We start from the raw sequence: 18,696 nt of genomic DNA, 5'->3' as shown, positions 1-18,696 counted from the left end.
TCTCTTTTCGATTGCAACTTCTCACGTTTCGTACTATTATAGTGATAGCAAGGATAATTATGTGAGGTGTAAAAAATGAAATTAGAAGTAAATGGTATTGAAGATTCAATTTTAGATTTAAAACCACTTGATCATTTTATGGGCGAGCATGCATTTATTCGTGCAGGCCAATGGGATTACGATCGCGTTACTTATGACTATAAAATTGGTTCAAAAGAAAAAAATATTACATATTATATTCGCATTCTGGGTTATGCGGTTGAAGGCGATGTTGACCGTGGTAATGCAGTAATAAAATTAATGGCCCCTTTACTAGGGAAACATTATTATCCACACGGTGTAGAATATGGAGAAAACGAAAACTTTCCGAAAAGCTTGATAGAAAGAGCTACAGGAATAGTGGAAAAACTTAAAGTAGATATTGAAAATTATAAACAATAACACATACAACTGCTCAAAATTACCTTGAGCAGTTGTTTTTATACGCATGCTTTTTAAATTTTGTGTTCAATTTTCTATCTACATGGTATATTTTTACTATAAGCTTAAAATGTTTGTCACTTGAAAGGAGATAGTTAAATACATTGTTTCGATCTATAACAAAACGCCAGTGGAAACTTATTTTTATCGGATTGCTTTTGATATTGGCATTTTATTTTATCCTGCCTATATCTATACCTTTAATCGTTGCGTTCATCACAGCATTAGTGCTTAATCCAATTATACGACTAACTCAAACACGATTAAATCTTACACGAAAATCGGCCGTTATCATTATTTTTATACTATTTATGGTAGCGATTGGAATTGCTGGAACATTTATTGTTACAAAAGCAGTCACACAAGTTGTTAACTTTGTAGAGGATGTACCTGAACATTTTAATCAGTTAAATGACATGTATGCGGATTGGGAAGATGATTTCCAAAATTACTCGAAGAACTTACCACCCGAATTCGTTTCTCAAATATCAGGTAGCCTGGAGGAAAATTTAACTTCTCTTAGTGATACAGCAAAAGAGAAAATCACAATTGATAACATAGCGAAAATTTTTGCAAAGGTACCTCAATACCTAATCAGTTTTCTTGTATACTTAATAGCCTTATTTTTATTTATGTTAGAATTACCAATATTAAAAGCAAACTTTTATAATTTAATGACGGAGGAAACCGCTGAGAAAGTTTCCTTTATGAATAAACGCTTATCAAGCGTCACATTAGGATTTTTAAAAGCCCAGTTCCTTGTTAGTATAATTATCTTTTTGGCTTCATTAATTGGCCTATTTATTATCGCACCAGAGGTAGCACTGATCATGTCTTTAATCATTTGGATTATTGATTTTATTCCTTTAATCGGATCAATCGTTATCTTAGCTCCATGGTCCCTATTTGCTTTTCTCTCTGGCGACATTTCAACCGGAGTAAAACTCGCTATACTGGCTATCATTTTACTAGCCATTAGAAGAACAGTTGAACCAAAGGTAATGGGAAAACATATAGACTTATCCCCACTTGCTACATTGATTGCAATGTTTTTAGGGATACAGATTCTTGGTTTAATCGGCTTTATTGTAGGACCGCTGGTAGTTATTACGTTTAATTCAGCAAAAGAAGCTGGAATAATAAAATGGAATTTAAAAATATAAAAGCGAAATGGGAGTATAAGTTCATATACTTCCATTTCGCTTTTTATTATCCACCTAGTATAGCCTTTAACATACTAGTTGTTTCCCCGCCTTCAAATATAATATAAAGAAGCAAGTACACCATTACGCCTGTAATCGCACTAAAAAACCATATTATACTTGTAACTGGTCCAATTTTACGGTGAACACGTATTTTTCTTTTTAAAGCCAATGTTAAAGTGACAACACCGAAAATGGCACCTGTAGTGGCTAAGATAATATGGAAAATCAGAAATATTGTATAATAAATTTCTATATCTTCAGGTCCACCGAAACTCGTATTTCCAATAAATGCAGTTCTTGAAACATAAATAATGAAAAAAATTAATGCACTTATTGCAGCTGCTATCATCGTCTTCTTGTGTTTCTTCGGCTTACCTTTAATGATGAAACGCCAGCCAAATGCCACAAGAATCGCACTTAGAACAATAAAGAAGGTACTAATTGTAGGTAATAATGGCATTGTTTAAAAATCCTCTCTCCATTTTCATACTAAAATCAGAGAAACAACTTCCCTCACACCTAGCGTGTGAAGGAGTCTTCTCTATCTCGTATTTCTATATAGCTTAATTTGTAGACGATGGTTCAGGCATTGGATCAATTTTTAAACTTTCACGGTTAAACCAGGAAAAGAATACTCTAGCCAAAATGAAACCGTATGTTATTTCCTGCATTAACTTCATAATTATTCCGCCTAGTTGCTGATCTTCCAACGTACTCATTGGTGAAAACATTTCCGGTCCTGTAAGTGCACCTGATAATCCGCTTAATACATCTGCCGGTACACATAAACTTAATGCTTGAATCCATGCTCCACTCTCACTATAAGTTGCAAATAGTGGTACATCTGCAAATATGATTAATACACAAGCTGGTGTAATTAACACCCCATTCGCGAAAATATACGCGATTTTTAATAAAGGTGAAATAGTGTCATATTCCTTTAGTGGTGTTACCATTGGCCACCAAACAATGAATGCAGCTATTAATATAGCCGTTGATACCATTGCATGTATAATCGGAGATGATTTCGCAAAATCAAATACCTCAGGAATATGATAGAGAGAAAATAATGTATTAAACAATAATAACGAAATTAATGGTTTCGTTACAAGAGTCACTGCTGGTTTTATGATTGGAAACGCTAAAAACTTTCTCCATAACCAATTAGGAATACCCTTAATGATTAATATAGGAAATATTAAATAATAGATAGCCATTTGAATCATATGTGCTGTCAGCATAATATGTGTTAATAAATCAATTGGCGATCCTTTTACTAAGTAAAGTAAAACCATTGCTAAGTAAAAAAAGAATTGTTGTTTACCTGTAGGCTTCGCATCCCCACCGAATTTATGGCGATAACGTCCTGTAAGTAAAAAATAGGTTAAAGCTAACCCTAAAACAAAAAGCATATAATAAGGACTCCAGAGTGCCCGGAACCCAAATATCTGTAATTCTAACCACATAATTTTTCACTCCATTATAACGGCTTATACCTTATAGTATAACGCAAAAGACCAACATTCACATAATTTGAATGTGACAAATTATGAACAATAGCTTCTACGTCTGTTTATATACAAAAATAAAAGGCTGGGATATCCCCCAGCCTTTTATCAACCTCTTACCACCAAGTTAGTGCTGCTAAACCAGCAACCGTTAGTATTGCAGCCCATATTCCACCATACATCATAGTGGAAGGCATTTCATGACCAGCGTTCTTCATGTGCATGAAATAATAAAGCTGAAAAGCAACCTGAACAATAGCTAGCAATAGGATAATAGGAATAACAAACATTTTTGGCATTATATCCCCTGCCACAATTCCAAATGCAACAAGCGTAAATACAATCATCAACGCAAATGTAATCAGTTGAGTTTTCATTTCTTCTTTATTTTTTCTTTTTTGAAATGTATCTATTTTTTTGGAACTGGTGTTTTCAGTCATTTATTAAACCACCTTTCCCATTAGATATACTACAGTAAAGATGAATACCCACACAACATCAATAAAGTGCCAGTAAAGACTTACAACGTAAAACTTTGGTGCATTGTATAGATTTAATCCACGTTTTGCATTTCGTAGAAGCAATGCAATCATCCAGCATAGACCGAAAAGTACGTGTCCTCCATGGAAGCCAACCAATGTAAAGAAGGCAGAACCAAATGCTGAAGAAGTGAAAGTAAATCCATACTCATGTACGTAATGATTAAACTCATAAATTTCACAACCTAAAAACGAAAAACCAAGAATGATTGTAATTACCAACCATAAACTCATTTTGCCAAAATCATTATTCTTCATGTGGTACATTGCGTATACACTTGTCAAAGAACTAGTTAACAATAGAATCGTCATAATGAAAACAAGCTCTAATCCAAATAGTTCATTTGCTGATGGTCCACCAGCTGTTGCGTTACGTAAAGCAAGATAAGTACCAAACAAACTTGCAAATAAAACAGTTTCTCCACCTAGAAAGAACCAAAAACCAATAAATTTATTTTTACCTTCAAGGGTGGCTTTTTCCGGTTCGTTTGGCATTGTTTCTGGATTTAAGGAATGATCATGACTCATCTCAGTCAGCCTCCCTTTCTAATTCTTCTTTAGGTATATGATGCCCTAAATCGTCTTTTAATGATCGGATTAACATACAGCCAAACGTGATAGCCATACCGATAAACACGACTGCTAACCAACCTTTATTATCGGTTTGGTAAATGAAACCAAAACCAGCAATAAATAATCCAAGTGACATCATAAACGGAAGAATAGATGCATTCGGCATATGAATATCACCAAGAGGTTCTGAAGGTGTCATTTTACCTTTACCTTCTGTTTTTTCAATCCATAATGGATCTAGTCCACGAACAAGTGGTACCTGTTTAAAATTATAATGTGCAGGCGGTGATGACGTCGCCCATTCAAGTGTACGTCCATCCCAAGGGTCATCAGAAACATTTTCACCTTTAAGATTAGTATAAAAGACATTAATAACAAAGACAATTACACCAAATGCCATGAAAAATGCTCCAATGGTACTGATTAGGTTTCCAAGGTCCAGCCCCTGATTTGGCAGATATGTTGAATATCTACGTGGCATACCCATTAACCCAAGGAAATGCTGAATGAAGAATGTTAAATGGAATCCAATTAAGAATGTCCAGAAAGTAATTTTCCCCATTCCTTCATGCAATATTTTACCGAACATTTTTGGCCACCAGTAATGAAGACCGGCAAAAATACCAAAGATTGTTCCACCCACAATTACATAATGGAAGTGAGCAACCACGAAATATGAATCGTGATATTGATAATCGGCTACAACAGAAGCTACCATTACACCTGTCATTCCACCTAATGTAAATGTAGGAATAAATCCAAGTGACCAAAGCATTGCAGAGTTGATCGTTATCTGACCGCCCCACATCGTTGCTAGCCAGTTAAATATCTTGATACCTGTAGGTACTGCAATAGCCATTGTTGCAATCGCAAAAATCGAGTTTGCTACTGGTCCAAGACCTACCGTAAACATGTGGTGAGCCCAAACCATGAATCCTAGGAATGCGATTAACATTGTCGCAAAAACCATTGCTGTGTAACCAAATAATCTCTTTTTCGAAAATGTTGAAAAAAGGTCACTAAATAATCCGAATAACGGTAATATCAAGATGTAAACCTCAGGGTGACCGAAAATCCAGAAGATATGCTCCCAAATGATCGCGTTACCGCCGAGTGACACATCGAAAAACGCTGCGTCAAACATACGGTCAAACATTAGTAAAAATAATCCAACAGTTAATGCTGGGAAAGCAAATAATATAAGTATACTTGTAATGAATGATGCCCAAGTAAACAATGGCATTCTCATATATGTCATACCAGGGGCCCTCATATTAACGATGGTTACTAAAAAGTTAATACCACCAATTAATGTCCCGGCACCTGCAATCTGGAGTCCAATTACATAAAAGTCGACCCCATGACCTGGTGATTGTGTTGATAATGGTGCATAGGAAGTCCAACCAGCATCTGGTGCTCCACCCAAGAACCAACTACAGTTTAAAATAAGTCCACCAAATAAAAATAACCAAAATCCTAATGAATTAATAAATGGAAATGCGACATCACGTGCACCAATCTGCAGTGGAATTACTGCGTTCATTAGTGCAAAGATTAACGGCATGGCCGCCAGAAATATCATTGTTGTTCCATGCATAGTCAATATTTCGTTATACAAACCATTACTCAAAAATTCACTATTTGGTTTGACTAATTGAATCCGAATTAACATAGCTTCTAATCCGCCAATTAGGAAGAAAAAACCACCGCCGAACAAATATAAATGTGCAATTTTTTTATGGTCAACAGTTGTTAAATAATCCCAAAGAACAGCTCCGAAGCCCCTCTTTTGAGTAGCTGCATTACTCACTACTTTAACCTCCCTATACGTCTTACATAGTATTAATAATTGATGTTACTATTTCCCTGCATCTTCAGCTGTTATACTAGATGGCTTTAATTGTAATAAATAGTCAGCAATTTTACTTGCTTCTTCTTTAGACAACTCCGGATATTTACCTGCCATTTTGTTACCAGGTTTAATAGAGTTAGGATCCATAATCCAACTAATAAGGTTTTCTTTATTATGTTCCATTACTCCAGCAACACGAGTACGATCCCCGAAATTTGTTAAGTTAGGTCCTACTTGTACTGGTGAAGAACCAATAGCATGACAACCCATACAGTTATTTTTTTGGAATAGTTCTTGACCTTGTTTTGCAGTTTCGCCTTCTGCTACTGCTTTAGGGTCAACGTTTTGCATGTCTTCTACCCATTTGTCAAATTCTTCAGGGCTTACTGCAATAATTTTAAAATCCATTAACGCATGTGATGGACCACATAATTCAGCACATTTACCGTAGTAAACGCCTTCCTCATACGCTTCAATAAACATTGTATTTTCATTTGCAGGATTCACATCCATTTTTCCGGAAATAGCTGGTACCCAGAATGAATGGATAACATCAGACGATTTCATGTTAAGATACACTTTTTCGCCTGTAGGGATATATAAATCCTGACTAGTTTGAATTTCTTTACCTTCGTAATTAAAATGCCACCAGTATTGGTTACCAGTTACTTCAACATTAAGACTCTCACTTGCTGCCGACTCATCTGCTAAATCAAATGTAGCACTAACAGTAGGTACGGCGATGATAACTAATAAAATAATTGGAATAACAGTCCAAATTATTTCAAGTGTTTTATTTCCTTCAACTTGCTTTGGAATAAAGTCTTTGTCACCTTTCTTTTTCCGAAAACGGATTAGAACTGTAACATATATAAGCATTACAATTACTAGGACAAATAACATAATAACTGCAGTTAGAATAATTAGATCTAACGACTTTTCTGCTCCATATCCTTTTGGTATTAGTGCACTTAAGTTTTCCTTACCACACCCTGAAAGTATAAGTGCCAGTATGCTGAATAAAGTTAAAGCTCTAAATTTTCCCATCCAACCTTTCATGTAATCATACCTCTCTTTCTCTTTGTTTCTTCCTTATATAATTTTGTGATTAAGGACAATTACGAAATTCATTACTTAACTAAAGGGGAAATCAAATGTCACAACTACCATCATTAAAAATAAAATTGTTAAATAGTTCAACGAATAAATAAACATCATATTTGCCCATTTGAGGTCTTTTTTCGTAAATAAACCGCTAATGCCAAGCGCTAACCATCCAACATTTAACAACGTCGCTATCACGACAAATGTTGTACCAAGTTGTGTCAAATAAAATGGTAGTGGCAATAGACATGCTGTATAAACGACCATTTGGCGTTTTGTAAATTCAAAACCATGCACAACCGGAAGCATAGGGACACCGGCAGCTTTGTATTCCTCACACTTTTTCATTGCTAGAGCTAAAAAATGTGGTGTTTGCCATATAAACATGATTAAAAATAAAACAAATGCTACAATATGAAGATTTGGATCAATTGCTGCCCATCCGATTAACGGTGGCATTGCACCAGAAAAACTGCCAACTACTGTATTTAGTGTATATCTGCGTTTTGACCACATCGTATATAAAACAACATAAGTAAACCATCCAAAGAAACCTAAAACAGCTGCTTGCACTGTAGTCAGTAACAAGAAGATTAAACCTATTCCAGTTGTAGAAATACCAAGTATCAAGACATGATTTAATGCGATAGAGCCCGTTACGGTAGGTCTCGTTTTTGTTCGAGACATAACTGGATCAATATCGCGATCATACCAATTATTAAGTATACAACCACCAGCTATAACCAAAGCAGTACCAGCCATTGTTAACAAAAAGACATCCCAATTTTGTACGAAAGAAGAATTCGTAAAATGAAGTGCTAACCAAAATCCAGCAATAGCAGTTATAAGGTTAGAATTCACAATTCCTACTTTAATGAGAGCTTTCAAATCTGCAAACAATGTCATATCTTTGTTTTCTGATGTAGCAACTTTTCCTATCATTCGTGAAGAAGTTGTCTCCACTTTATTCATTCCATATATCCCCCCTTCATCTTCCCAACATAAAGGCACAAAATTATATAGAACATATGATGGAATGATAGCGTTACTACTTACTATCTCCAAAAGTATCCTATGTATTACCTAAATTATTGTATCATGGATTTGTTTTACAATCTATTTACTATATAAGTATATTTCATTTTTAAACAAGATATATGTGACAATAATGTGAAGTCTTGTTTGAAAGTAAAATAAATGCAATGTGCCTTAATATAGTATGAAATACCTCTGAGTATCCCCATTAATTGGGCTTTATAATGGTTTACTTAACAAAATATCCCTTACACTATTTCTAGCAAACAACAGTTCACAATGCAAGCGTTTTTTACTTTATTGTAAGAAAAAGGCTTATAAAACGTGATAATATGACAATTGTGTGGAAGAATGGCTTTTTGCGTCGATTTTAATTGCTTTGTATATTAGAGTAGTATTATCATGAAGCTATATAAAGAAAAAGTGAGGCATTTCTATGATAAAATCGTTAAAATGGCTATCTGTACTTGCTACGATAGGCATGTTCTTGGTATTACTTGGTGGTGCACTTGTTACCAAAACAGAATCAGGTGCAGGATGTGGATCAAGTTGGCCATTCTGTAATGGAAAATTTATACCTACAGAAATAACGCCTGAACTAGTAATCGAACTAAGTCATCGTCTGGTAACTGGTGGTGTTGGAATAGTTGTTCTTGCACTCTCCATATTAGCCTGGAAAAGAATAGGACATATTCGTGAAGTGAAATTTCTATCCTTCATGTCCATTTTTTTCTTACTAACACAAGCGTTAATCGGCGCAGCTGCCGTTAAATGGGGACAGTCCGAATTTGTATTAGCTGCACACTTTGGTATCTCCTTAATCTCTTTCGCTTCGGTGTTCTTACTAACATTACTTGTGTTTGAAATCGATAAAAAGTTTGATGCAAGGTCACTTCTTATTAAAAAGAAGCATCGCGTTGAAATATATGCTATTACAATCTACACTTTAATGGTTGTTTATACTGGAGCACTAGTCAGACATGCAGAAGCTAGTCTCGTATGTGGTGATTGGCCATTTTGTACAAATACAGCTCCATTGCAAATCACAACTTTCAGGCTTGATCAATGGATACAGATGGGTCATCGATTAGCTGCAGGCTTATTATTTATTTGGACGATAATTTTATTTCTAAAAATACTAAAAAATTATCGCAACAACAGAGTAATGGTATGGGGCTGGACAGTGACCCTCGGTCTTATTTGTTTGCAGGTGTTTTTTGGAGCATTGATTATTTTTACAATGTTAAATCTAGGAATAGCACTTATGCATGCATTTGTTATTTCATGTTATTTTGCCATGTTAAGCTATTTTATTTTACTATCAAACAGAAGCGCAAAATACGAAAAGTCATAAACAAAAGCGCAAGCGCCCGTTTAGCGACGTATGGATTATATCTTCTAACATGGATAGTTAATCAAAAAAGTAGTAGAAATCAACATGATTTCTACTACTTTTTTTATGGTTTTATTCAAATTCTATTAGTAAATCATTTACTTTAATTGCTTCCCCATTATTAACATGGATGGCTTTGATTACACCGTCAAATGGAGCTTGTACAGTTGTTTCCATTTTCATTGCCTCAGTTATTAGAAGATAATCACCTTTTTTAACCTTATCGCCTTTTTCACTGATCACTTTTACAACAGTCCCTGGCATTGTGGCACCTATGTGTTTTGAATTTGTTTTATCCGCTTGTTGTTTTGTTACAAGTTGTGATTTTACATTTTCATCTTTCACAACTACTTCTCGGGATTGTCCGTTTAGTTCGAAATAAATGACACGCGTTCCATCAGGGTGAGCCTCCGAAATGGAAACTAATTTTACAATTAAGGTTTTGCCTTGCTCAATTTCTACCTCGATTTCTTCTCCTAATCGCATTCCATATAAAAATGTTGGTGTATCTAACACGGACATATCCCCGTACCTTTCTTGAAAACGATGATAGTCCATAAACACTTTAGGATACAATGCGTGAGAAATCATATCAAAACTAGTTACTTGTCTATCCAGTGTTTTAAATAACGTTGACTTTAATGAATTGAAGTCAATTGGCTCCAGCAATTCACCTGGCCGAACGGTTATTGCTTTTTTTCCTTTTAATATGATTCGTTGTAATTCCTTAGGAAAACCTTGGTATGGCTGTCCAATATATCCTTGTGCAAATTCAATTACAGAATCTGGAAAATCAATTGTTTCCCCATGCTCATAAATATCATCTTCAGTTAAATTGTTTTGGACCATAAATAGAGTCATGTCCCCAACAACCTTAGAGGATGGAGTAACTTTAATGACATCCCCGAACATAAGATTAACTTTGTTGAACATTGTTTTAACTTCATTCCAGCGTTCTTCCAGACCTACTGCTTTTGCTTGTTGCTTTAGGTTACTATATTGGCCACCCGGCATTTCATGGTTATAAATTTCCGTATGTGGAGATTTCATACCACTTTCAAAATCCTGATAGTATCCACGGACTTCTTCCCAATAATGTGATAGCTTTTCGTACGAACCTACATTAATTTTAGGCTGCCTTTTGTTACCCTCTAAACCATGATAAAGTGTTTGTGCACTTGGTTGTGATGTTAGTCCAGCCATCGGTCCGTTAGCTACATCGACAACATCTACCCCTGCATCGATTGCACGTGCATACATATAATTACCATTTCCACTCGTGTCATGTGTGTGCAAATGAATCGGAATAGTAAGCGTTTCTTTTAAAGTGGAAATCAGTTGATATGCTGCTTCAGGCTTTAATAAGCCAGCCATATCCTTTATCCCAAGAATATGTGCACCCGCTTGTTCCAATTCTTTTGCTAAATTTGTATAGTAATCAAGATCATATTTCGTACGACCTTTATCTAAGATATCCCCTGTATAACACATGGAAGCTTCTGCAATTTTATTTGTTTCGCGAACGGATTGTATGGCTAAATTCATACCTTCAACCCAGTTCAGACTGTCAAAAATTCTGAATACATCTATTCCTGCTGATGCACTTTTTTCCACAAATTCTTTTATTAAATTATCTGGATAGTTTTTATATCCAACTGCATTACTGGATCTAAGAAGCATTTGAAACAACACATTCGGCATTTTTTCACGTAATTTCAGAAGTCGATCCCAAGGGTCTTCTTTCAAGAAACGATAAGCCACGTCAAACGTTGCTCCCCCCCACATTTCAACTGAGAATAATTCTGGTAATAAACGTGCAGTAGGTTCGGCAATTTGTAATAAATCCTTCGTACGAACTCGTGTTGCAAGCAATGATTGATGTGCATCCCGGAACGTTGTATCCGTTAATAAAACTTCTTTCTGATCAAATAGCCAGGAAGCTAATCCATCTGGTCCATTCTCATCAAGGATTTGCTTTGTACCTCGTGGTATTTCCTGCAATCGATCCACTTTTGGAATTGGTGGAGTTATTAATAATGGCTTTTTCTTTTTATTAAGACCTTCAAATCCATTGACAGTTGTATGACCAATGTAAGAAAGCATTTTGGTTCCACGATCTTTTCGTTTTGGAAAAACAAATAATTCCGGTGTATGATCAATAAATGTTGTGCTATATTCACCTGATAAGAAATTAGGATGACGAATCACATTTTCCAAAAACGGTATATTCGTTTTAATACCACGAATTCTAAATTCTTTTAGGTTACGAACCATTTTATTTGCTGCTTGATTGAACGTTAATGCCCATGTAGAAACTTTCACTAATAAGGAATCATAATGTGGTGAAATCTCTGCTCCCTGAAAACCGTTACCAGCATCAAGGCGTACACCAAATCCGCCACCTGTTCGATAGGCCATTATTTTTCCAGTATCTGGCATGAAGTTATTTAACGGGTCTTCTGTTGTTACCCTCGATTGAATAGCATAACCATTTGTTTTTATATCTGCTTGAGCAGGAATTCCAATTGATTGATCATGGATATCCTTACCTTCTGCAACTTTAATTTGAGTCTGAACAATATCGATACCAGTTATAAGCTCTGTGATCGTATGTTCTACTTGTACGCGTGGGTTCACTTCTATAAAATAAAAATCTTCTTCCGTCACTAAAAATTCAACGGTTCCCGCATTAATGTAGTGAACGTTTTGCATTAATTTTACCGCGGCATCACATATTTCATCCCGCAAAGGTTCTGATAACGAAACACTAGGGGCAATCTCAACTACTTTTTGATGACGCCTTTGAACGGAACAATCCCGTTCATATAAGTGAACAACGTTGCCATTATGGTCACCAATCACTTGTACTTCAATGTGCTTTGGATTTTCAATCAATTTCTCAACGTATACCTCATCATTACCAAATGCCGCTTTTGCCTCTGATCTTGCCCTGTCATATGCTTCAGAAAGACCAGCCTCACTGCGAACAATACGCATTCCTCGGCCTCCACCACCTAAGGAAGCTTTAATAATAATAGGATACCCAGCTTTTTCACCAAAAGTTTGTACTTCTTCCAAAGAAGACACTGGACCATCAGTCCCGGGAATAACGGGTAAATCTGCTTGAATCGCCTGCGTTCTGGCCTTAACTTTATCCCCAAACATATTCAAGTGTTCGCTGGTTGGACCAATAAAAGTTAATCCTTCTTCCTCACAGCGTCTCGCAAATTGAATGTTCTCTGATAAAAAACCATAACCGGGATGTATTGCATCGACTCCAACTTGCTTTGCAACTTCAATAATTCCTTCAATATCCAAATAAGCATCAATTGGCTTTTTATTCTCTCCAACTAAATATGCTTCATCTGCCTTATAACGGTGGTAGGAACCGGAATCCTCTTTAGAATAAATCGCAACAGTCCGTATATTTAATTCAGTACAAGCGCGAAACACCCGAATTGCAATCTCGCCTCTGTTTGCCACTAATACTTTTTGAATAGGTTTTAACTCGGCCATGATTTTCCTCCTCTATTGAATGTTTGATCTCGATTCGAATTTTGATTTACGTTAACTGGTTCTTGTTCTTTTCCCTTCACCGATTTTGCAATATTATTTAATATCCCCATAGAAGCTAGCATCACGAGTAACGATGATCCCCCATAACTAACAAATGGAAGCGGAACACCTGTAATAGGTAGGAGCCCCATAATTGCACCTAAATTAATAAATGCTTGTACACCAACCATTGATGATATCCCTATAGCTAATAACGCCCCAAAACTGTCCTCACATTTCCTTGCAATAAAAATTCCACGCAACACAATTATGGCTAACATGCCCAATACGATAACTACTCCTACAAATCCAAGCTCTTCTGCAATGACCGCCATAATAAAATCAGTGTGTGGTTCAAGCAAATAGCCAAGTTTTTGTATACTATGACCTAATCCCTCACCAGTAAGTCCTCCCACACCAATTGCTAAATATGATTGGATCAAGTGATATCCATCTGTTTCCGGAGTTTCAAATGGTTGATATGCACCTGTAAACCTGGCAAGTCGTTCATCCGTTACCATTTGAGGTGCTGCTAATGCAATTACGATTAATCCAAGTAAAATAAGAATAGACAAATGTCGGAACTTAATACCTGAACTAAAAATAACGGAACAGGCGATTAAGAAAATGATTGCTGCAGTACCAATATCAGGCTGCATAAAGATTAACCCCAAAACTATTCCTGTCATTATTAATGGTGGCAATACGCCCGTTTTAAAATCATTTATGTATGATTGTTTCTTGGAATAAATACTTGCCAGATACATGATCAAGCCAATTTTCGCAAATTCAGCAGGTTGCATACTGACGGGTCCAAAATCAAACCAAGATTTAGCATTATTTACTGTGTCCCCAAAAATCAATACACCGATTAGCATAAATAAAACAATTAACATAATAATTTTCATTAGTTTTTGGTAATATTTATAAGGAAAGACGCTGCAAACAATAAATCCTATCATGCTAAGAAAGAACCATGTTATTTGCTTGTAAAAATAATGCGTACTTTCAAAGCCCTCCATAACGGCTATAACCATACTGGCACTGTAGATCATGACAATTCCAAAACCCGATAGAAGTATTGGCGTTATCATAAGAGTAAAATCGTATTCTTTTAATTTCTGTATCATCTTACTTCTCCCTACTATTTAATTAAGCAATGACGAAATAGAAATTTTTATAAGCTTAACACAATTAAATGAATTTTGTAATATATTTAGTTTCTATTTCGCCAATTTGCTTTCTCAATATTATCCAATTGTATCATGTATGATCAATCAATTTCTTTATAATAAAAAAACCTTGCCAAAAAAATAATGTCGGCAAAGTTTTTGCTAAGTTGTAAGTACATACACAGAACAACCTAACAATATTTTGTTAAATTGAATTCTGTGCTGCTTCATGTAATATATTAAGCTGCCTCTCTAGATTTTCAAGAAGTGCTTTTCCTTCATCCTCGTTGATTAAGTCTAAGCGCACTGCGAAATCAATCTCTCTTGAGAGACCAAACATTTGAGTATCTAAAACCTCTTCATATAATGGACATTGTGGCATGGTTAAATTATCGATTTGTACTTCGATAAGCTTTAAAATTTTATCAGCGTCAGCCTTTAGAAGGGCATGCGCTTTTTCACGATGATTGACGGTCACCTCAGGAATCAAATGAATCCCTCCAATTAAAAGACTTTCTTATATTTTATATTATCGTTCAATACGATAAATTGCAAATAAAATATTTAAAAAAATAGATCATCTAACCAATACATAAGCATATTACGTGTGTTTATGATAAAATGAATATCGTAAAAATTGTTTAAGTCTATTAGTGTTATTTTGCAGTTCGAAAGGTGGAAAAAAATATGATAGTACCAATAATAGGAAACGTTACATACTCCATTACACTAGATCCTACCGTCTGGATTTTTGATGATCGTAAAATAGAGTTAGACAAAGCATTTGATCACATAACTAATCAACCAGACGAAGACGATGAAATAGAAAAAGCATCAAAGCGTTGGGATAGAGAAGTATATCAACAGAATATCAACCCTCCTATCAATAAAAGTATTTCTAAATTTGAAGGGGAGAAAATATTAAAAGGGTCTTATGTAATGCCAATATCAAATTTTGTGGAGCATGCTGAGGCTAAAAATGATGCAAAAACCGCCACATTAATTGTAGAAGATGGTGAAAATGTTACAATTTCATTAAAAGAATTAAATAACTCCTATTTATTATTTGCAATCGATGGAAAACCATTAAAAGAAGGTGGTCCTGTCCACTTTTATCATATGGATGGTTCAAATAAAGACAATCCAATTAAATCGATTAAAAAAATTGAAATTAATTAAAGAGTACTTTGAAAGGCTATTGCTTAATCATGCAATAGCCTTTTTTACTATCCAGTTACAAAACACTTTTTACGTATAATTTAGCAATCTAAAACAAAATATAAGCATAGTACATTTCTTTTTAAAGGAAAAGGAGGCACGACACATGAAACTAGGCTTTCGTACAGGACTATGTTTATTAATGACTTGTTTTATTATTAGTGGATGTCAATCAGATAATGAAGATATATCCGCTCCAGATGAAGAAAGTAATAATCGTTTTATTCAGGTAAAGGATTCAGATCCAGCCAAAAAACAATCATTAAGCAATAGAGAAATTGCTAATCATCTGGCATCTGTTGCCGGTGGTGTCGACAATGTTAATGATGCATCCGCAGTAGTTGCTGGTCCATATGCTGTGGTTGGTATTGATGTCGATAAAGATTTAGACCGTTCTAGAGTGGGAACTATAAAGTATACCGTATTAGAAGCATTACAACACGATCCATATGGAAAAACAGCTGTCGTTGTTGCTGATGGTGATATTATGGAACGCTTACGGCAGATGAGAAATAAAATGAGTCAAGGATATCCGACCCATGGTGTGGTAGATGAGTTATCAGCAATCGTCGGTAGATACATGCCAGATTTACCTATAAATGATAATCAACCGAAAGTACCAGATCAAAATAAAAAAGTTCTACCAAAAAAGGACGAGAAAAAGATGGACGAAATTGAAGAAGAACAATCAAATCATAAAAATAATGAATAAAAAAGATTCCTGATTATTTTGCTATAATCAGGAATCTTTTCTTATGTTGTAGCCTTATCTTGTTCCTCTTTCACTTCATTATAATAATTTACACCAAATTGAGATCCTTCCGACACCATTTTAGCATTTTCAAGCTGTGCACGGTCTTTATTTTCGACCTGATCCGGAATTCCAGCATCATCTAATGTCGTTTCTTTATTCAAATTCTTAAACTTTGATGTTGTATTTTTTACTGTTGTTTTCAACTTGTCACGTTTATCTTTATCTTTTAATACAAACCCTGCAACGCCCGCACCTACAGCGCCTACACCAGAAAGTAAATATCTCTTTTTCATCGAATCGCCCTTTCGTTTAGTTGTACAAATATATATTCCCCAGTAATTTTTCTCTAAAACATTAAATTTGCCGGCATTCACCTCGTCTTTAATAGCGAATGCTGTAGCTTTTCTAATACTGACAATTCCTTAAAACATGTATGTGTTAAATAGTTACATTTTCAATCCACTTGTTTCCTATGTTATAGTATTAATTAAAGAGCCTAATTTGAGGTGAAATTATGCAAGTTAAATGTGTTATTTGTGATCAAATAGAAGCAATTGAAGACCATTCTCTTCAAGCCAAACGATTAAGAAATCGTCGAATTCATATGTATTTATGTGAAGCATGCTATAATCGAATTGATGTAAAAACCAAAGAAAGACATGCATCTGGAAATTTTCGATTATATAAAAAGCCTAAACAAAAAGAAGACCTTATTTAAAAAATACCCACTCAAAATTTGAGTGGGTATTTTTAATATCTAGCTGCACTTTGCTTAATCACTGTGTATGTTGTTTTCTTTTTCTTTCTTGATGTAATCGTAATCTGTATATACCTAAAACGATTGATATAATGATTAAACTCGCTGTTATAGGTAATCCAAAAATACTAAAAATCGTTAATACATACGTTCCGACCGCAAGCATGATATAAACAAAAATTGTTTTCAGCAACGGTAATTGCCTTGCAAACCCCAATTTAAATGCGATTGAACCAAATATAAGGTTTAGTACATAAAAAATGGTAAATATATGATCCGTTCCATAATTCGATAAGACAAATTCAAAAATAAAGCTATTGTTCGAATCCATTTGTATCCCCCGTTAAATATGTTGTATTAATAATATGTATTTCATAATGATCCTTATCTATCATACTAAATCTTTATCCAGCATGCTAGTTAGAACGTCTGTTCATCCATAATAACATTTTGAATAAATATACTGAATGCTATATACTAATTGTTGTACTTAAATTTTTGGGGTGAAATCATGAATAAAATAAATTACCCAATGTTACTTTTGGCAATTTTGGTAATTCTAGCATTTTTTTCCGTTGGGATTGGAATTGCACTGCGAAACATTTGGTTAGTATTATTCTTCTTATTACTAGGATTTGCAATCATGGGTTTTGGTCTTACATTAAAACGAAAAAGAAAGTGACCCCGAATTTGGAGTCACTTTTTTCCTTTTAATATATAGTCATTAATGATTTTTTCCTGTATAGAAGGATGACAAACAAGAATGGAATTATTCTCAACCATATTTACATCTTCCCCGACTACATTTGTTGTTACACCACCAACTTCATGAACAATGATCATCCCTGCAGCAATGTCCCATGGTGATAGTCTCATCGTTAGATAGCCATCTATAACCCCTTCTGCTACATACGCAAATTCTAATGCAGCCGAGCCATATGTACGTGTTCCTCTTACAGCTCGAACTAACTGCTGCATCACCTTTTCATCAACAAGGCGATTTTCACAAAGCCAGAAATGATTCAACCCAATCATCGCCTTGTTAAATTCGACTTGTTTGGCTAATGGAGGTATTTTCACCCCATTTTTATAGGCACCTTCCCCTTTAATTGCACTATATAGGATATTATCCATAACATCATAAATAAAACCTATTTCCCCTACACCCTCGTGATATATCCCGATTGAAATTGCAAAATTTCTTTTTTGTTGTACAAAATTCATCGTTCCGTCAATTGGGTCAATAATCCAAACCGTGCCATCTAAGGATTTCACGTGATCACCAAAACCCTCTTCGCTTAATAATAGATGGTTCTCATACTTAGTTTTAATTTTATTCACAAAATATTTCTCTGTTTCCTTATCCATCGTTGTTACAAGATCGTTTGGATTAGACTTTGTGTTAATTATTAAAGGATCATTTATTTTGCCACGAATAATACTACCCGCTTCAAGAATCCATTCTTTTGCATCCTCATATAGTTCAGTTCGATTTAATTTATTCATTTCTTTATTTGCCTCCACGATTTATTCTTCACTCTATCTTATCAA

Annotated in this window: 20 protein-coding genes; 7 read left to right on the top strand and 13 right to left on the bottom strand. The window is 34.9% G+C overall.

The window, feature by feature from the left end:
• The first annotated feature begins 75 nt into the window (after positions 1-75).
• Both LG329_RS19220 and ytvI read left to right on the top strand, forming a co-directional pair.
• Positions 76-441, top strand: coding sequence for a YugN family protein (locus tag LG329_RS19220; RefSeq protein ID WP_404452481.1), 366 nt, complete (start codon positions 76-78; stop codon positions 439-441).
• Positions 442-584: 143 nt separating this feature from the next.
• The gene (ytvI, locus tag LG329_RS19215) at positions 585-1,643 is read left to right on the top strand and encodes a sporulation integral membrane protein YtvI (protein WP_404452480.1); all 1,059 of its coding nucleotides are present in this window, start codon (positions 585-587) and stop codon (positions 1,641-1,643) included.
• Between the two features lie 46 nt (positions 1,644-1,689).
• Here ytvI and LG329_RS19210 read toward each other — a convergent pair whose 3' ends face one another.
• The 7 genes from LG329_RS19210 to cyoE form a co-directional block, all read right to left on the bottom strand.
• Positions 1,690-2,145: a DUF420 domain-containing protein gene (locus LG329_RS19210; RefSeq protein WP_404452479.1), complete on the bottom strand. Its 456-nt coding sequence runs from the start codon at positions 2,143-2,145 to the stop codon at positions 1,690-1,692.
• Between the two features lie 103 nt (positions 2,146-2,248).
• Entirely contained in the window at positions 2,249-3,151 is a 903-nt protein-coding gene (gene ctaG / locus LG329_RS19205; RefSeq protein WP_404452478.1) for a cytochrome c oxidase assembly factor CtaG, read from the bottom strand.
• Between the two features lie 158 nt (positions 3,152-3,309).
• On the bottom strand, positions 3,310-3,633 hold the full coding sequence (ctaF, locus tag LG329_RS19200) for a cytochrome c oxidase subunit IVB (RefSeq protein ID WP_404452477.1): 324 nt from the start codon (positions 3,631-3,633) through the stop codon (positions 3,310-3,312).
• 3 nt (positions 3,634-3,636) lie between these two features.
• Complete coding sequence (locus LG329_RS19195) at positions 3,637-4,260, bottom strand: cytochrome (ubi)quinol oxidase subunit III (RefSeq protein WP_404452476.1); 624 nt, start codon at positions 4,258-4,260, stop codon at positions 3,637-3,639.
• Position 4,261: 1 nt separating this feature from the next.
• Positions 4,262-6,115 (bottom strand): cytochrome c oxidase subunit I, encoded by a 1,854-nt coding sequence (ctaD, locus tag LG329_RS19190; protein WP_404452475.1) that lies wholly within the window; start codon positions 6,113-6,115, stop codon positions 4,262-4,264.
• A 48-nt stretch (positions 6,116-6,163) separates the two neighbouring features.
• The gene (gene coxB / locus LG329_RS19185) at positions 6,164-7,216 is read right to left on the bottom strand and encodes a cytochrome c oxidase subunit II (RefSeq protein ID WP_404452474.1); all 1,053 of its coding nucleotides are present in this window, start codon (positions 7,214-7,216) and stop codon (positions 6,164-6,166) included.
• 75 nt (positions 7,217-7,291) lie between these two features.
• Positions 7,292-8,233, bottom strand: coding sequence for a heme o synthase (gene cyoE, locus LG329_RS19180; protein WP_404452473.1), 942 nt, complete (start codon positions 8,231-8,233; stop codon positions 7,292-7,294).
• Positions 8,234-8,732: 499 nt separating this feature from the next.
• Here cyoE and LG329_RS19175 point away from each other — a divergent pair, with 499 nt between their 5' ends.
• Positions 8,733-9,650, top strand: coding sequence for a heme A synthase (locus LG329_RS19175; RefSeq protein ID WP_404452472.1), 918 nt, complete (start codon positions 8,733-8,735; stop codon positions 9,648-9,650).
• Between the two features lie 111 nt (positions 9,651-9,761).
• On the opposite strand, the gene pyc is transcribed toward LG329_RS19175, so the two are convergent.
• From pyc to LG329_RS19160, 3 genes are all read right to left on the bottom strand, one after another.
• On the bottom strand, positions 9,762-13,205 hold the full coding sequence (pyc, locus tag LG329_RS19170) for a pyruvate carboxylase (RefSeq protein ID WP_404452471.1): 3,444 nt from the start codon (positions 13,203-13,205) through the stop codon (positions 9,762-9,764).
• Positions 13,193-14,374 carry a putative lipid II flippase FtsW gene (gene ftsW / locus LG329_RS19165; RefSeq protein ID WP_404452470.1) on the bottom strand — a complete coding sequence of 394 codons (1,182 nt, stop codon included), beginning with the start codon at positions 14,372-14,374 and terminating at the stop codon, positions 13,193-13,195. Before ftsW ends, pyc begins: the two co-directional genes overlap by 13 nt.
• Before the next feature lie 247 nt (positions 14,375-14,621).
• Entirely contained in the window at positions 14,622-14,903 is a 282-nt protein-coding gene (locus LG329_RS19160) for a YlaN family protein (protein ID WP_404456783.1), read from the bottom strand.
• A gap of 200 nt (positions 14,904-15,103) precedes the next feature.
• Here LG329_RS19160 and LG329_RS19155 point away from each other — a divergent pair, with 200 nt between their 5' ends.
• Complete coding sequence (locus LG329_RS19155; protein WP_404452469.1) at positions 15,104-15,595, top strand: hypothetical protein; 492 nt, start codon at positions 15,104-15,106, stop codon at positions 15,593-15,595.
• Between the two features lie 145 nt (positions 15,596-15,740).
• The gene (locus LG329_RS19150) at positions 15,741-16,346 is read left to right on the top strand and encodes a YhcN/YlaJ family sporulation lipoprotein (RefSeq protein WP_404452468.1); all 606 of its coding nucleotides are present in this window, start codon (positions 15,741-15,743) and stop codon (positions 16,344-16,346) included.
• Between the two features lie 41 nt (positions 16,347-16,387).
• Here the strand turns inward: LG329_RS19150 and LG329_RS19145 are convergent, their stop codons facing one another.
• On the bottom strand, positions 16,388-16,681 hold the full coding sequence (locus tag LG329_RS19145; protein WP_404452467.1) for a hypothetical protein: 294 nt from the start codon (positions 16,679-16,681) through the stop codon (positions 16,388-16,390).
• A gap of 221 nt (positions 16,682-16,902) precedes the next feature.
• Between LG329_RS19145 and LG329_RS19140 the strand changes: the two genes are divergently transcribed.
• Entirely contained in the window at positions 16,903-17,106 is a 204-nt protein-coding gene (locus LG329_RS19140; protein ID WP_404452466.1) for a YlaI family protein, read from the top strand.
• A gap of 58 nt (positions 17,107-17,164) precedes the next feature.
• Here LG329_RS19140 and LG329_RS19135 read toward each other — a convergent pair whose 3' ends face one another.
• Entirely contained in the window at positions 17,165-17,476 is a 312-nt protein-coding gene (locus tag LG329_RS19135) for a YlaH-like family protein (protein ID WP_404452465.1), read from the bottom strand.
• A gap of 180 nt (positions 17,477-17,656) precedes the next feature.
• On the opposite strand from LG329_RS19135, the gene LG329_RS19130 reads away from it, so the two are divergent.
• Positions 17,657-17,827 (top strand): DUF5325 family protein, encoded by a 171-nt coding sequence (locus LG329_RS19130; protein WP_404452464.1) that lies wholly within the window; start codon positions 17,657-17,659, stop codon positions 17,825-17,827.
• Positions 17,828-17,841: 14 nt separating this feature from the next.
• Here LG329_RS19130 and LG329_RS19125 read toward each other — a convergent pair whose 3' ends face one another.
• A complete protein-coding gene (locus tag LG329_RS19125; protein WP_404452463.1) occupies positions 17,842-18,651 on the bottom strand; it encodes an inositol monophosphatase family protein in 810 nt (269 codons plus the stop codon).
• Positions 18,652-18,696: the final 45 nt, after the last annotated feature.

It is taken from the genome of Virgibacillus necropolis (genome assembly GCF_044793635.1).
Taxonomy (GTDB): Bacteria; Bacillota; Bacilli; order Bacillales; family Amphibacillaceae; genus Virgibacillus_F; species Virgibacillus_F necropolis_A.
This window is presented reverse-complemented; position numbering and strand designations above follow the sequence as displayed.

Bases quoted from the DNA above. Each gene is read 5' to 3' on its own strand.
- LG329_RS19220 (WP_404452481.1), top strand. From the start codon at position 76: ATGAAATTAGAAGTAAATGGTATTGAAGATTCAATTTTAGATTTAAAA.
- LG329_RS19210 (WP_404452479.1), bottom strand. From the start codon at position 2,145: ATGCCATTATTACCTACAATTAGTACCTTCTTTATTGTTCTAAGTGCG.
- ctaG (WP_404452478.1), bottom strand. From the start codon at position 3,151: ATGTGGTTAGAATTACAGATATTTGGGTTCCGGGCACTCTGGAGTCCT.
- ctaF (WP_404452477.1), bottom strand. From the start codon at position 3,633: ATGACTGAAAACACCAGTTCCAAAAAAATAGATACATTTCAAAAAAGA.
- LG329_RS19195 (WP_404452476.1), bottom strand. From the start codon at position 4,260: ATGAGTCATGATCATTCCTTAAATCCAGAAACAATGCCAAACGAACCG.
- coxB (WP_404452474.1), bottom strand. From the start codon at position 7,216: ATGAAAGGTTGGATGGGAAAATTTAGAGCTTTAACTTTATTCAGCATA.
- cyoE (WP_404452473.1), bottom strand. From the start codon at position 8,233: ATGAATAAAGTGGAGACAACTTCTTCACGAATGATAGGAAAAGTTGCT.
- LG329_RS19175 (WP_404452472.1), top strand. From the start codon at position 8,733: ATGATAAAATCGTTAAAATGGCTATCTGTACTTGCTACGATAGGCATG.
- pyc (WP_404452471.1), bottom strand. From the start codon at position 13,205: ATGGCCGAGTTAAAACCTATTCAAAAAGTATTAGTGGCAAACAGAGGC.
- ftsW (WP_404452470.1), bottom strand. From the start codon at position 14,374: ATGATACAGAAATTAAAAGAATACGATTTTACTCTTATGATAACGCCA.
- LG329_RS19155 (WP_404452469.1), top strand. From the start codon at position 15,104: ATGATAGTACCAATAATAGGAAACGTTACATACTCCATTACACTAGAT.
- LG329_RS19150 (WP_404452468.1), top strand. From the start codon at position 15,741: ATGAAACTAGGCTTTCGTACAGGACTATGTTTATTAATGACTTGTTTT.
- LG329_RS19145 (WP_404452467.1), bottom strand. From the start codon at position 16,681: ATGAAAAAGAGATATTTACTTTCTGGTGTAGGCGCTGTAGGTGCGGGC.
- LG329_RS19140 (WP_404452466.1), top strand. From the start codon at position 16,903: ATGCAAGTTAAATGTGTTATTTGTGATCAAATAGAAGCAATTGAAGAC.
- LG329_RS19135 (WP_404452465.1), bottom strand. From the start codon at position 17,476: ATGGATTCGAACAATAGCTTTATTTTTGAATTTGTCTTATCGAATTAT.
- LG329_RS19130 (WP_404452464.1), top strand. From the start codon at position 17,657: ATGAATAAAATAAATTACCCAATGTTACTTTTGGCAATTTTGGTAATT.
- LG329_RS19125 (WP_404452463.1), bottom strand. From the start codon at position 18,651: ATGAATAAATTAAATCGAACTGAACTATATGAGGATGCAAAAGAATGG.